This window comes from Sutterella faecalis (assembly GCF_006337085.1).
GTDB classification, from domain to species: domain Bacteria; phylum Pseudomonadota; class Gammaproteobacteria; order Burkholderiales; family Burkholderiaceae_F; genus Sutterella; species Sutterella faecalis.
Map to the genome: position 1 here is coordinate 1,169,545 of NZ_CP040882.1, position 14,620 is coordinate 1,184,164.

General features: G+C 52.8%; 11 protein-coding genes and 1 pseudogene. 6 read left to right on the top strand and 6 right to left on the bottom strand.

Annotation, left to right across the window (positions count from 1 at the left end):
- Window positions 1-82: 82 nt before the first annotated feature.
- The 6 genes from FG381_RS04625 to FG381_RS04650 all read left to right on the top strand — a co-directional run bounded on the left by FG381_RS04625 (window position 83) and on the right by FG381_RS04650 (window position 6,929).
- On the top strand, window positions 83-1,612 hold the full coding sequence (locus FG381_RS04625) for a BCCT family transporter (RefSeq protein ID WP_226960203.1): 1,530 nt from the start codon (window positions 83-85) through the stop codon (window positions 1,610-1,612).
- 106 nt (window positions 1,613-1,718) lie between these two features.
- Complete coding sequence (locus FG381_RS04630; protein ID WP_139687759.1) at window positions 1,719-3,041, top strand: NAD(P)/FAD-dependent oxidoreductase; 1,323 nt, start codon at window positions 1,719-1,721, stop codon at window positions 3,039-3,041.
- A gap of 142 nt (window positions 3,042-3,183) precedes the next feature.
- Window positions 3,184-3,966 carry an IclR family transcriptional regulator gene (locus FG381_RS04635; protein ID WP_139687760.1) on the top strand — a complete coding sequence of 261 codons (783 nt, stop codon included), beginning with the start codon at window positions 3,184-3,186 and terminating at the stop codon, window positions 3,964-3,966.
- A 64-nt stretch (window positions 3,967-4,030) separates the two neighbouring features.
- Window positions 4,031-4,894, top strand: a complete 864-nt coding sequence (gluQRS, locus tag FG381_RS04640; protein WP_139687761.1) for a tRNA glutamyl-Q(34) synthetase GluQRS — start codon at window positions 4,031-4,033, stop codon at window positions 4,892-4,894.
- Window positions 4,895-4,925: 31 nt separating this feature from the next.
- A complete protein-coding gene (locus FG381_RS04645; RefSeq protein WP_139687762.1) occupies window positions 4,926-5,819 on the top strand; it encodes a DMT family transporter in 894 nt (297 codons plus the stop codon).
- 441 nt (window positions 5,820-6,260) lie between these two features.
- Complete coding sequence (locus tag FG381_RS04650) at window positions 6,261-6,929, top strand: winged helix-turn-helix domain-containing protein (protein ID WP_139687763.1); 669 nt, start codon at window positions 6,261-6,263, stop codon at window positions 6,927-6,929.
- A gap of 123 nt (window positions 6,930-7,052) precedes the next feature.
- On the opposite strand, the gene FG381_RS12940 is transcribed toward FG381_RS04650, so the two are convergent.
- The 6 genes and pseudogenes from FG381_RS12940 to FG381_RS04680 all read right to left on the bottom strand — a co-directional run bounded on the left by FG381_RS12940 (window position 7,053) and on the right by FG381_RS04680 (window position 14,587).
- Window positions 7,053-7,244 carry a helix-turn-helix domain-containing protein gene (locus FG381_RS12940; RefSeq protein WP_139687764.1) on the bottom strand — a complete coding sequence of 64 codons (192 nt, stop codon included), beginning with the start codon at window positions 7,242-7,244 and terminating at the stop codon, window positions 7,053-7,055.
- A gap of 192 nt (window positions 7,245-7,436) precedes the next feature.
- Window positions 7,437-8,063 carry an MATE family efflux transporter gene (locus tag FG381_RS04660; RefSeq protein WP_322618361.1) on the bottom strand — a complete coding sequence of 209 codons (627 nt, stop codon included), beginning with the start codon at window positions 8,061-8,063 and terminating at the stop codon, window positions 7,437-7,439.
- 349 nt (window positions 8,064-8,412) lie between these two features.
- Window positions 8,413-9,021 (bottom strand): annotated as a pseudogene (locus FG381_RS12735) (MATE family efflux transporter); the annotation flags it as partial.
- Between the two features lies 1 nt (window position 9,022).
- Window positions 9,023-10,414 (bottom strand): putrescine-ornithine antiporter, encoded by a 1,392-nt coding sequence (gene potE, locus FG381_RS04670; protein ID WP_165697839.1) that lies wholly within the window; start codon window positions 10,412-10,414, stop codon window positions 9,023-9,025.
- Between the two features lie 118 nt (window positions 10,415-10,532).
- Window positions 10,533-12,071, bottom strand: a complete 1,539-nt coding sequence (lysS, locus tag FG381_RS04675) for a lysine--tRNA ligase (protein WP_139687768.1) — start codon at window positions 12,069-12,071, stop codon at window positions 10,533-10,535.
- A 368-nt stretch (window positions 12,072-12,439) separates the two neighbouring features.
- A complete protein-coding gene (locus FG381_RS04680) occupies window positions 12,440-14,587 on the bottom strand; it encodes a lysine decarboxylase LdcC (RefSeq protein WP_139687769.1) in 2,148 nt (715 codons plus the stop codon).
- Window positions 14,588-14,620 lie beyond the last annotated feature (33 nt).

The following is a 14,620-nucleotide window of genomic DNA, read 5'->3' on the forward strand; positions in this document are numbered from 1 at the left end:
CCCGGACCATGCACTCTTCGCCTTTCCTTCTATTTAATTTTCGGGATGATATCCCGCAATACAGTATTAAATTTCCAAAATCATGATTAAATCGAAAAAAACAGAACTTGCCAAAGGCATCTTCTGGCCCAGCTATCTGATCGCTGTAGGAGTGATCATCTGCGGGATCCTCAACCAGAAGGAATTCGGGGCCTTTCTCAACAAGGGGCTCGACTGGGTCTCCCTCAACTTCGGATGGTGGCTCGTTCTCTTTTCCCTCCTGATCGTTCTCATCGTGGCGGGTCTTGCCTTCTCCAAGGCGGGCGACATTGTAATCGGCGGGCCTGGCGCCAAACCCGAGTACACCACGTGGCAATGGTTCTCGATGTCGCTCAAGGGCGGCATCGGCACCGGCATTCTCTTCTGGGCCATGGGCGAACCCATTTTCCACATGGCCGCGCCCCCGGCAGCTGCCGGCGCCGCTGCGATGTCGAGGGAAGCAGGCATCTTCGCCGTCTCCCAGACGATGCTTCACTGGACCATCGCTCAATATGCGATGTACTCGATCTGCGCCGTCGGCATTGCACTCATGGCGTACAACCGCAAAAGTTCGATTTCGATCACGTCGATCTTCGAGCCCTACGTCCGATCCTCGCTCTTTCCGACAATCAAGACCTTCATCACGGCACTCTCGCTCATCTGCATCGTCGGAGCCCTTGCCTGTTCAATGGCGGTCGGCATCATGCAGATCAACAGCGGCCTCGACTTCTTCTTCGGCATCCCGGTCAACAACGTCACCGGCCTCGCCATCGCCGGTGCCATGGTCTGCGTATACGTCATCTCGTGCCTCACTGGCATCAAGAAGGGCATGCGCATTCTCTCGAGCTTCTGCACGATGGTCTTCATCGGCCTCATGATCTATGTGCTCGTTGCCGGTCCCACGCTCTTCGTCCTCGACCTCGGCACGGAATCGCTCGGGCAGCTCTTCAACCGCTTCTTCGAGCACAGCGTGATCCTCCCGACGATGACCGAAGGGGAAACATGGTCGAAGTCCTGGATCATCCAGTTCATGGCTGCGTTCTTCGTCTACGCCCCCATCATCGGTCTCTTCCTCGCTCGCCTCGGACGAGGCCGCACCGTGCGTCAGTTCATCCTGATGAACATCGGCGCCCCGAGCCTCTTCTGCATCGTCTGGATTGCCATCTGGGGCGGCGCCACGGTCTGGCTCCAGTACTCGGGAACAATGGATGTCTGGCAGATGGTCAACACGAAGGGCCTTGAAGTGACGATCTTCACCATCCTCGACTCCATGCCTTTCGCCCGCATCCTTGCCGTCTTCTTCATCATCGCGGTCTTCTTCTCCTTCTCTACCATGGCCGACTCCATCACCGGCACGATGGCCACGCTCTCAACCAAAAATCTCGGCGTCGAGGATGAAGCTCCGCGCTGGCTCAAGGTGATCTGGGGCGTTTCCTTCGGCGTGATCGGCTACCTGCTCGTTGCTTCAGGCGGGGCAGACAGCGTCCGCGGCATGTTCACGATTGTGGGACTCCCGATTTCTCTCATCGTCATCGCCTACGTCTACTGCACCCTCTGCGAATCCAACCGCATGGTTTCGGAATTCAAGCGCTAATCCTCTCAACCAACCTCAAACCAGCCGTTCCACTTCTTCAAGTGGAACGAAACAAAACTCAGATTACGGTATGCCGTAATTTAATTCAGTATTTAAGGATATTAAAATGAAAGAAGTCAATATCTATCCCGCAGAACTCGGCGTCAGCGGCTGGCTCGAAACCTCCAAATACAAGAACCATCTCTTCAATCAGGAAGAGGAAATCCGCGATGACTACGACTATGTGGTCGTCGGTGCCGGCTACGGCGGATACGGTGCGGCGCTGCGCCTGCAGGAGCTTTTCCCGAACGCCCGGATTGCCGTATTTGAAGCGATCCGCATCGGTGCAAACGATTCCGGCAAGAATGCGGGCTTTCTCATCGACGTGCCGCACAAGTTCGGCGACGACGTCTCTACGCCTGAAGACGAAAAGTGGACGGTGCGCCTCAACATGCACGCGATCAACACGATGCGCCGCGAAATCAAGGCGAACAACCTCGACGTGGACTGGAACGAACACGGCAAATACCTTGCGGCCTACGAAAAGCGCTTCTGGAAGATTCTCGACCACGACAGGGAAATTCTCGACAACATGAACGTCCCCTATGAGGACGTCGATGCTAAGGAGCTCGCCCGTCGACTCGGCACGAAATACTATTCGCGCGCCATCTTCAATCCCGGCTCCGTGCTCGTGAATCCCGCCGATGTGATCCGCGCTCTCTTCACGTCTCTCAAGCCCAACGTGCACGTTTTCGAGAAGTGCCCGGTAATGCAGATCGAGGACCGCAGCAACCACGCCATCGTGAAGCTCCTGAACGGTCGCACAATCCGTACCAACGCCGTTATTGTTACTGCAGGTCCCTTCCTGCAGGAGCTGGGCCTCGTCGATCATCGCTTCTGCCCGATCATTTCCTACGGCGCGCTTTCCCGCCAACTGACGGATTCTGAAATGAAGGCTTTTGAAGGCGTCGTTCCCTGGGGCGTGACGGCTGCGAATTCTGCCGGCACGACGGTCCGCCTCACGAAGGACAGGAGACTCTTCGTGCGCAACGGCCTTCTCTACGGCACCTACTACACCTGCTCGCCCGAACAGATCCGTCGGTCGCAGACGCTTCTCAGAAAGGCCTTCAACAACCGCTTCCCGCTTCACACGCATGTCAATTTCGAATATGTCTGGGGCGGCATGATTCACCTCACGATGAATTCGAAGCCGGTCTTCGGCCGTTCCGGGAACGTTTTCTATGCAGGCGTCGGTGAAGGCGCAGGCATCTGCAAGGTCTTCACGATGGGCTACTACCTTGCCGAGTGGGCGAACGGCATGAGAAGCGAGGAACTCAGCTACATGCAGCACGACAAGAAGCCCTCCTGGCTCCCGCCCAACTTCATCTGCACTATGGGCGCTACCGTGCGTCTCTGGTGGGAAAACGCCAACGCCCAGGGCGAGGTCTAAAGCCTGAACTCAGGGAAAGACCATCATTGAGGCCGGGGCTTCTAAAATCTGATCTGCAAGCAAGGCATCCCCAGAGCGGACTGCTTAGCATCGGATCAGACATAAAGGAAGCCCGGCCCAAATTACCCAGGAGATACTACCTGTGACCGAAACTAACCGCGAAAAGAAGTACTACACCATTGGTTCTGTTGAAAAACTCTGCGATCTTCTGGAGATTCTTTCCACACAGGACAGCTGGGATCTCAACGAACTCGCCGCTGCAATGGGACTGCCCAAAACAACGGTGCATCGGTTCCTGCTCACGCTTCTCGACCGCGGCTACGTCGTGCAGGAAAAGCGCCGCGGCCGCTATTCGCTTTCCTTCAAGCTTTTTTCAATCGCAAGCCGGGTTGTTGAACAGACAAGCCTAGTGAAGGTGGCGCGCCCCTTTGAAGAGCATCTGCGCAATGTGCTTGGAGAAACCGTCAATCTTACGGTTCCGTCGGGCCCCTCCATGCTCGTCATTGACAAGCTCGTTTCTCCTCAGGCTCTGCGCCAGGACGTGCAGCTCGGAAGCTCCTTTTCCATTCCCTCTTCTGCTTCCGGACGCATCTATCTGGCCTTTGCCTCACCGGACGACCGCGCCCGCGTGGAAACCGCCATTCGTTTGGAAGGTTCTGCCGAAGACAAGCAGAAGCTCCCCGACATTCTCGGCCGCATCGATGAAATCCGCGCCAACCGCATTGAGGACGACGATGAAGAGCAGTACGACGGCATTCGCTGCCTCTCTGCCGCCATTCTCGACAGCAGCAACCGGGCATGCGCAGCCATCTCGGTCTCTTTCCCGGTCATGCGTTTTTCGCCGGAAATACAGGAAGCCGCAAAGAAGGAACTCCTTGAAGCCGCCCGTCAGATTTCCCAGCGCCTCGGGGCTGCAGTCTTTTAAATCCTCGTTGAATCGGCCGCTTTAAAATTCATCCGTTGCACACTCATGTCTTCTGACTGCCCAGATGCCTTCGAACTACCGCGGCCGTTTTGCTCCCTCTCCCACCGGCCGGCTTCATGCCGGAAGCCTTGCCGCTGCGCTGGCGAGCTGGCTCGATGCGCGCGCGCACGAGGGAACGTGGCTTCTGCGCATTGAGGATATTGATCCGCCGCGGGACATTCCCGGCGCAGGAGAAAGCTTCATCGAAGATCTGAAGCGCTTCGGCATGGAGTCGGACGAACCCGTTCTCTGGCAGCACGATCGCTATTCCGCCTATGAAGAGGCGCTCAGGCGCCTTCAGGAACTTGGCCTCGTCTACGGCTGCGCCTGCTCGCGAAAGGAAATCTTTGCCGAGGACCTTCGTCTCGGCCTTCCCAAAGGGGTCTATCCCGGAACCTGCCGTGAGGGCACTCACGGCAAACCCGTCCGGGCGCTCAGATTCCGCGTGCCGTCAGGAACCATTTCCTTCCATGACCGCCGCCTTGGAGAGTTCTCCCAGGATGTCGAACGTGAGGTCGGCGACTTTATTCTGAAGCGCGCCGACGGACTCTGGGCCTATCAGCTTGCAGTCGTCGCGGACGATCTTTTTTCAGGCGTCACCGACATCGTGCGCGGCGCCGACCTCGTTGACAATACGCCTCGTCAGATTCTCCTCACGCGCGCGCTCGGCGGAACGCCTTCCCGCTACATGCATATTCCCCTTGTTCTCAATAACGAGGGAGAAAAGCTCTCCAAGCAGGCGGGCGCCACTCCAGTAGATGTTTCGAATCCGCTCGACGCGCTTGAAGCCGCCGGCCGCCATCTTGGAATTCCCATTATCGGCGCCGAAAACCCGGAAGGCTACCTCCGCGCTGCGCTTCCCCTCTGGGCGGAACGCTGGTGTCGATAACTGCTCTTCTCTAAGTGAAGGAGAACTTCTCATGGTCCGCCAGTCTCTCTGGATGCTCCTCGCGACCTTCCTTTTTGCGGTCGTCGCGCTTCTCGTCAAGATGGCCTCGGACTTCTACTCCGTCTGGGAAATCATCTTCTACCGGAGCCTCTTCGGCGTCGCCCTCTGCGGCGTCATCCTGAAAGAGAAGCATATTTCGCTCGCGACCACGCATCCCTGGCGCCATCTCATTCGATGCGCGATCGGCACGACCTGCATCACGCTCGGCGTCTATACGCTCTCCGTTCTGCCGCTTGGCACCGCTCAGACCTTCACGTACTCGTCGCCCCTCTGGTTCTGTCTCTTTCTTTCCATCTCGGCCGCCTTCGCGCGGCAAAAGCTCGAGAAGCCTTTGCTTTTTGCGGTTGCAGTGGGCTTCGGCGGCGTGCTGCTTATTCTGAGACCGGACTTTCCGGAGGAGGAATTGATCGGCGCGTTCGCGGGCGTACTGGTCGGCCTCACCGGGGGCGGCGCTGACTTCATGATCCGGGATCTCTCCCGGCATGCCGAACCTCCGGAGCGCATTGTCTTCTACTTCACGCTCACGGGAACGCTCGCGGGCCTTATTGCCTCTGCAGTGACGGGCTTTTCCCCTCATACCCTTCACGGGATTCTCCTCATCATCGGGATCGGCGCTGCCGCCACCGGCGCGCAGCTCTGCCTCACGATCGGATGGACCTATGGTCATCCGCTCCTCAATTCCGTCTACCAGTTTGCAGGCATCCCGTTCGCCGTGATCTTCGGACTCATCTTCTTCGGCGAGTCGCTCGACTTCATCTCGCTCCTCGGCATGGCGATTGTGACGCTTGCCGGGATGACGGCTTCGGTACTGCGGATTCAAGCCGAGAGACGACCTGCGTTGTCGAACGTAAAGAACTCCAGTTGAAGACCCAAAAGCCAACACTTTTCCTTAATTTCAGCCGTCACTTGAAACACTGTTAAACGTTCTATTGACTCCCCTGCTCTTCATCAGCAATCTAAGAACGTCTTAAAAACAAACAAACCTGCATGTTTTCATGCAGTTAGAACTTGATCAAGTTTCGTAATTTTAATAATTATGATAATTTAAATATCATTTTTTAGTAAATTTTACAGAGTTTATGCAGGATTTATACGGCGGTTATTACTTTATTTATCAGAAATCAGATAAATTTCTCAGAAGAATCAATCGAGACCCCAAGATACCTATGTAAACAGGGAAATTTAAAATGATTAGGTATTTATACTAATTTGTATTGACCTTGTTTCTATTTAACATTCAGATATCAACTGTAGCGGGAATACAAGATCAACAATAACTGACAGGTTCCCCAAGGAGTTTGTCATCATGATCAATGAAAAATGGCTGATCGGAGAATGGGAACTAAGTTCTGCCAACAACACCATCAGCCGATCCGGACATTCACACGTCTTGCCTCCACGTCTTATTGACACTCTTCTCTATTTTGCAAGACGGCCTAATGTCGTAATTTCCCGTGATGAGTTAGCTTCAAATGTATGGACGAGAAGCTTCGTTACTGATCAGGCAATTACCCAAAAAATTTTCGAACTTAGAAAAGTTCTACGTGATGGAAGGCCATCAAAGGAATCAATCGAATATATCAAGACCGTCAACAAACGCGGTTATTGTCTTGTTGCTCCTGTAGAACTTCTTGAAGAAAACGAGACGACTTCATATATTCCAGAGCAGCCGGCAGAATCCAAATACTCTGATCCAACACCAGAGAAATCCGCTTCGGACAAAGTAGCGCCAACCATTGATGAACAGGGAGAATCTATAGTCACCCCCGTTACCCCGCACCATTTAGGTGCGGCTAACAGCCCTGTGATGGAGGGAAACGACAGATCCAGTCAATATTGGAAACATAATGCTGAAGAGAATGTACCGGCATCCTCTGTTTCATGCGATGAAAATGAATCATCGTTGCAGCAGCGTGTCAAAAATGCTATTTGGCTTAATGCAGACTCTCTCGGATTCAAAAAAACAGCATATTGACTAACTCCTTAACAAAAAAGGGTGGCTGTCAGGCCACCCTTTTTTTTACCAACGGTTTCGCTTGATTTCTTTGGACGTTTTCGCTTCATTTTACCCATCCTTCGTAGTTAGACCACTTAAATCTTACGGACAGACGAAGCTATCGAAGCCTTGGGCAGAGACCCGCTCGAGATATGCTGCAACATATTCGGGGATAGCTTGCTGATCGTGCTCCCATTCAGAAACCAGAAGAAGCGATACGCGCAGAATTCTGGCCAGGTCTTCCTGAGAAATATTCAGCTGAGCCCGAATATTCCTTAATGTACATCCATTCATGATGACTCCTTATTTATCAGGGTGTTGATATAAAGATGATATATTGATATTTAGAGATTTAAAATCTCTCCTGATCATCTTGATATAAACCTACCATATCTTTAAGGAGGCATGATAAAAAGCCCTCGATTCCTGATATAAACCAAGGGCTTTTCAGCTTTCTTTTGACATTTATCAACAAAAAGGATTCTTCTATTCTTTGCTCTTCCAGTTCTGCAAGAGGCAATCCATCAAGCGGCGGATTTTTAAAAATCTCAAGCTGCCTCGCATCGCAGTGGTCGATGCGAGCCTTCTCCGATGAGGCTTCTGTATCCGGAGATCCCATCTGGATCGATGAGCTTGAACATTGGCGGTCCTCACAGCAAAAGGCACAATGAAAAACGCTGCAAGAGCGAGGCCGACACAGGAGCCGATCCAGAACCCCTGGAGCCCAAGCGGCTTGATGAAAGCTATTCCCTGGTAGGCGAGAATGTATCCGACGCCGAGACCGCCGCAACAGGTCATCAGCGCATGCACCACCATCGGCAGGAATGTAATCTGATAGCCCCTTAAAAGGCAGTTTCCCGCGACCTGCATGGCATCGAAGAAGTGATAAATCGCCGCATACCCAATAATGGCAACCGCCCAGCCGACAACTTGCGGATCATTCGAGTAGAGATTAGCAATTTCCTCTCGGAACAAGATACTCACAGTTCCTAGTAAAAGAGCACAGAGTCCGGCTACCTTCAGTACCCGCAAAGATAAATTTCTGGCTTGCTGCGGTTGTTTTGCCCCAAGGCATTGCGATACCAGCACAGTCCCGGCCAAACCTATAACCAAAGGTAAAACATAGTAAAGGTAAACAAGGTTGGCTACGATTTGATGACCTGGAGATGACGCTCTCTCCCAGACGCGCGAGAAGAATCGTCATCATGGTGAAAGATGTCATCTCGAAAAAACCTGCAACACCGATAGGGAACCCTATTCGTAAAAGGGATTCGAAATTTGAGAGAGCGATCTTCGGCCGACGGGTTGGCCGCATGGCCGCGAAATCTGGAGCTGTTTTCCAATAGAGCCAGTAGGCGACAAGGGCGCCCCATGAAAGGATCGCGGTCGATACAGCAGCTCCTGCACCTCCCATGGCTGGAATTGCACCCCATCCCTTCATAAAGATTTCATTCAACGGCACTTTGAGAGCCAACATAACTGCCGTAATGATCATCGCCGCCTGAGGATGATTCACTGCCGCATTGACGCTTATGAAGCAACGCGCGAGCAGAATGGGCGGCAGCGCAAAAGCGCTTGCCCAAAGATAGTTTTGGGCAACGACGGCAGCATCGGCATCCAGTTCAGCAAAAGTGCACCAAAAGTCTGCTGCCGCCGTTCCGATCACCCCCGGCACACAAAAAATCAGCGCCAGGATGAGAGCATGATGCAGTTCGATCCCGACTTCGCGAAATTTTTTGGCGCCATAACTGAATCCCGCCACAGGCGCTATACCTTGAAGCACACCTGAAAGCGAAATACTGATCCAAGATGCCACGGCCATACCAAGCGCTACGCCTGCCATGTCCACTGCCGAGAGTCGACCGGCCATCACCGTATCAAGCGTGCTTGAACAGATGACTGAAAGATTTGCTAAGAAAATCGGACCGGCCAGCCTGAGAAGTGCCCACGCACTCGTGTTGACACGACCGGTGACGCAGGAATCCGGTCCTCTCCCTTCACCATTCTCAAGGGATGAGTCTGCGGCAGGATTTCGAGTTTTCTTATAGGGAAAGCTCTCAGTCATAGGCATCTCATTCGTTTGATTTCAGATTTGCATCTGCATGAGCAGTGCTGATAAGAGGAATGTTTTCATCCGGCGTTTGCGCTCGGCGCACGCCATAAAGAACCCAGCCCAGGAAGACGGAAATAGCGCCGATCTTCATCGTGAGACTATCCATCGAGAGGAAAAGCAGGAATAAGAAAGCAATCCCGTAAGTCGCACAAATATCGGTCTGGATCAGGCGACCACGACTGAGCTTCATTTTCCTCGACAGATAAAAACTACCTGCCATGCAGAGCACGTAAGGAATAATGTTCGTAATGACGGAAAAATCTACAAGAAAATCAAATTGCTTAAGTAGATTTGGGCTTGCGACCAACAGCGCGAGTATGCTCTGAATTGAGGTGAGGATAATGAATCCTACGATAGGAACGCCTTTGGCATTCGTGCGGGCAAAAATTGCCGGGAAGTCACCTACTTCAGCTGAAGTTTTGAAAACGCGCGAAAGTGTGAACTGCCAGGAAACAAGAGATCCGATCATCGCCAGCACGAGAGTAGAAGCGACAACAGCCCCCGCTCCCTCACCGATCATCGCCGCAAAAACTACCCCGAAGGGAGCCGTAGATCCCACCATTTGTTCCGAGGGAACAATACCCGCAATCAGACTGGTCGTCACAACATAAAGAACCGCAACAGATACTGTGGCGATTAATACCGATCTGGGTACGTTGCGCGAAGGATTTTCAACCGCATCACCGTTTGCACAGGCAGATTCCAGTCCGAGGAAACACCAAAAAGTAAGCGCGATGCTAGCCGTCGTTGCATCCCAGGCACTCAAACCGGTCGGATTCCAATTAACGGCAAAAGTCGAAGCCTCAAACCAGAACCCTCCCATCAAGAGAAGGACAAGAACAGGCAAAAGGACTCCCCAAATTAATGCGGCCGAAATAACACCGGTAAAACGCGCCCCTCTGAAATTCAGAAGCGTAGCCACCCATAACAGAGCGACGGTTCCAACCCAAATCCAGATGGAACTATTGTCCGATGTGTGGATGCCTCCCCCTACAAGCCCCAGAAGATAGCCTAGGGCACTGTAGGTGATGGCAATGTTCGCCGTAATTAGAGAAAAGCCATATATGCAATTCACCATGAAGGCGCCGGTATGGCCAAAAGCGTATTCGGCGATGCCACCGAGTCCCGGACGCTTGGAGAGCATTCCGCAACGCGCAAAGACATACGAAATAGCAACCGCCCCAGTCGCGGCGAAGATCCAGGACAAGGATGAAATCATTCCCACTTCCGCAAGTTTTGCGGGAAGCATGATGATTCCGGATCCGAGCATATTGAGCGCAGTAAGCAGCGTGAGCTGTGTAGGGCTCATTTTATTGCCGGTCATATTCAATTTCTCCTGCTGTTGGGTCAAGAGCATTCCGGCGCAGCTTCTGAACAACGGCAGGGGCGCATTCCTTCAGGCCGACCGAACATCATGCTTCGAACCTGAAGGAACGCGCCCTTCTGCAATCTTTCCAGAAGAAATTTCGTTATGCGCCAGCAGTCTTGCCTGTTTCAGGCCTCATGTGCGGAAAAAGAAGCACGTCACGGATTGTCGGCGCGTTTGTAAGCAGCATCATGAAGCGATCAATGCCAATTCCGCATCCCCCGGTTGGAGGCAATCCATACTCAAGAGCGCGGACGTAATCGGAATCGTAATACATTGCTTCGTCGTCGCCGTGAGACTTTTTCTCGACCTGAGCCCGGAAGCGCTCTGCCTGATCATCAGGGTCATTGAGTTCGGAAAAACCGTTTGCAGTTTCTCTGCCCGCAATAAAAAGTTCAAAACGTTCCGTAATGCTGTGATCCGCGTCGGAAGCACGGGCAAGCGGAGATATTTCTGTTGGATAATCAATAATAAACGTGGGCTTAATGAGCTTCTTTTCTACGGTTTCATCAAAAAGCGCCATTTGCAAAGCACCAAGCCCGGGATCGACTGGAATCTCTCCGCCTAGACGCTCGAGTTCCCGGAGAAGGAACTCCTTGTCTTCAAGATTTTCGACAGAGTACCCGGGGGCATAGCGAAGGATTGCATCCTTCGGCGTAAGCCGATCAAAGGGTTCCGAAAGGTCGATCGTCATGCCCTGATAGTTGAGTACAGGAGAGCCTGCGGCCACTGCTGCGACATGACGCAGTAGTGCTTCCGTGAAGTCCATCAGATCCCTATACGTCCAGTAAGTCGCATAAAACTCCATCATCGTAAACTCCGGGTTATGGCGGGCAGAAACGCCTTCATTCCGGAAGTTTCGGTTGATTTCGAAGACACGCTCAAACCCGCCTACTACGAGGCGCTTCAGATAGAGTTCGGGGGCAATGCGCAGATACATGTCCATATCGAGCGCATTGTGATGAGTAACGAAAGGCCGAGCATTCGCCCCTCCAGGGATAGGATGAAGCATGGGCGTTTCGACTTCAAGGAATCGACTGTCAATCATGTACTGCCTTACGGCAGCGATGGCTCGAGATCGGACCAGGAATCTCTTGCGCGACTCTTCATTGACAATCAGATCCACGTAGCGCTGCCGATAGCAGCGCTCAGTATCCGCCAACCCCTTGTACTTGTCGGGCAGCGGTCGCAGGCACTTTGACATCAGGCGGATTTCGGTCACCCGAACCGCCAACTCACCCATGCGAGTGCGCATGAGCGTACCCTTTGCGGCGACTATATCCCCAAGATCCAGTGTCTTGAATTCAGCATATGCTGCTTCTCCAACATTTTCTTCCGCAACGAAATACTGCATCGTGCCAGTGAAATCGCGCACCGTTGCGAAGCTTGCCCGCCCCATTACGCGCTTGAGCATCATGCGCCCGGAGACAGCAACGCTGACTGGGTTTCTTTCAAGTTCTTCGGCAGTTGCATCAGCAAACTTTTCAGAAAGATCACCAAAAAGCGCTGTCCGCTTGAAGTCATTGGGATAGGCGACGCCCTGCTCGCGGATTTCAGCGAGCTTTCTACGCCGCTCAGTGAAAACGTTGTGTTCGAGTTCAGCGTCGAGGGCACGGTCGACATCAAAATTTTGTTCGGTCATTCGAAGCTCCGGCATATGCAGAAATTTTGGATGGAAGATGAACGCTGCAGCCCTAAGGAGGAGAACATCATGACTGCAGCGCAAAACAAATAGGAAAAGTCGAAAAAAATCCGACAACTTTCACTAGTTAGAGGCGCTAGGGACTGCCACTGAAGTGACGGTAAAAGAAGAAATCAGAAGCTGACGATTCCTGCACGCGTTCTTCCAATTAGGAATCGGCGGGAGGCGATGGGGAAGGAAGCGCATCAGGGCGATCATTCGTTTCAGGTATTTCATACTTTTGCCTCTTTACGTCTCAGATTGACTCAGGCCCGACTCCTGCCGATACGTTTGATATATCGGAGGAGTCGGTGCTCTTCAGGAGAGCTTTACTTGGTGCTTTCCGTCTTGATGACCTTCACCGTATAGCGTCCATCCTTCTGCGGATAGGCACCGTGGATATCGGTTTCAAAGCCGGGATAGTGCGCTCCGATTTCACAGAGCATCAGGAGGAAGTCGAGCACCGGACGACTTTCTTCCGTGAGCATTTCACCGGGCATAACGAGAGGAACTCCCGGCGGATACGGCAGAATCATGTTGGCGTTCACCTTGCCGATCATGTCCTCGAGGTAGCACTCCTCGACCTGACCGTTAAGTTCAAGCTGGAAGGCGTCGTAAGGCTTCATGACCATCGAGGGAAGAACCTCAAAGGCGCGGAACATCAGATCAGGCAGGTTGTGCTGCTTGATGAGCGCATGGATGCCCTGAGCCAGATCCTGCAGCGTCACATGTTCATAGAATTCCGGGTTCTGCTGATAGAGCGACGGAATGGCGCGCTTGATCGGGAGATTTCGGTCGTAATCGCGGCGGAAGTCGCAAAGCGCTCGAAGAAGACCCATCGCCTTGGTATTGTCAATGCCCATGCTGAAGAGGAAGAGCAGGTTGTAGGGCCCGGTCTTTTCAGCAATGATTCCGCGATCGTCAAGGTACTTCGAAACGATTGACGCAGGAATGCCTCGTTCAGCCATTTCTCCGGTCTTCGTCATGCCCGGCGTAAGGAGCGTGACCTTGATCGGATCAAGGAACATATGGTCGCCGTCAATGTTGCGGAAGCCGTGCCAGGAGTCTTCAGGCTTCAGTTCCCAGCATTCCTTCGACCCGATATTCTCCGGCTGCCAGACATCAAAGAACCACGTATCAGACTCTTCCTTGAGGCGTTTGATTTCCTTACGGAAGCGGATGGCACGATCGATCGATTCGTCAATCTGGCGGCGCCCAACGTTGCCGCGCATCATCGCGGCGGCGGTTTCGGTCGAAGCCGTGATCGCATACATCGGAGACGTAGACGTATGCATCATGAAGGCTTCGTTGAAGGTTGCTTCGTTGATATTTCCCTTCACATGAATCATCGAAGCTTGCGAGAACGCAGCAAGGAGCTTGTGCGTAGACTGCGTTTCGTAGATGACCTTCCCCGGAACTGCGCCGCCGCTCATGCCGCACAGGCCCTTATAAATCGGATTGAAATTGGTATACGGAACCCAGGCCGAATCGAAATGGATCGACTTGACGTCGAGGTTGTACTTGATCCAGTCGCAGTTATAGAAAAGACCGTCGTAAGTCGAATTCGTAACAACTGCATGCACCGGCCAGGTAGCCCCCGGAGTGTCCTTCACGCGAGCCTCAATCGTCTCATGCATGAATTCCTTCTTCGGAATGCCGCCCAGGATGCCGTAAGCATTACGAGTCGGACGAAGATAGATCGGCGTCACGTTGCTCATCATGAGCAGGTGCGTGAGAGACTTATGGCAATTGCGGTCAATAAGGACAGTGCTGCCGGAAGGCGCCGAATAAAGACCCACGATCTTATTGGCAGTCGACGTGCCGTTCGTCACGATGTAGCTTCTGTCAGCATTGAAGGTTTTCGCGATGAACTTCTCGGCTTCGCCGTGAGGCCCGGTATGGTCGAGGAGAGATCCAAGCTCACCAACAGAGACCGATACGTCGGCCTTGAAGGTATTGGGACCGAAGAAATCGTAGAAAAGCGTGCCGATCGGGCTCTTCTGATATGCAGTACCACTCATGTGACCCGGCGTACAGAAGGTGTACTTACCCTGGTCAACGAACTTAAAGAGCGCCTTGGTCAGGGGCGGCGTGATTGCATCAACATAGTGCTCGACGAGCTGCTGGATCGTGAGCGCCTGATCTTCTGCTGCAGAGAGATCGTATTCGAAGAATTCAATATTGATCTTCAGATCGGCCAGCGACGCATCCGTCACCGCATTGTTGTTGGTAAATGCGCAGATCGGCAGATAATCGTTGAAGGCGTTGATTTTTTCGAAAAGGCAGGTGGATGCAGCATCCCAATCAAGGATCACGGCGCCTACGCGGGCATTATTCTCAACGATTTCGAGAAGATCCTTTTCGTCGCTCGCATACACGACCTCGAAGCCGCGGTTCTTGAGTGCATTGTTAAGGCTCGTAATCGGGGCATCTTTATAGAAAGAGCCGGCTTTAATGAGTTCAACCAGGATATTCATGATTTGCTCCGGTATTTAAAAGATTTGCTGTTC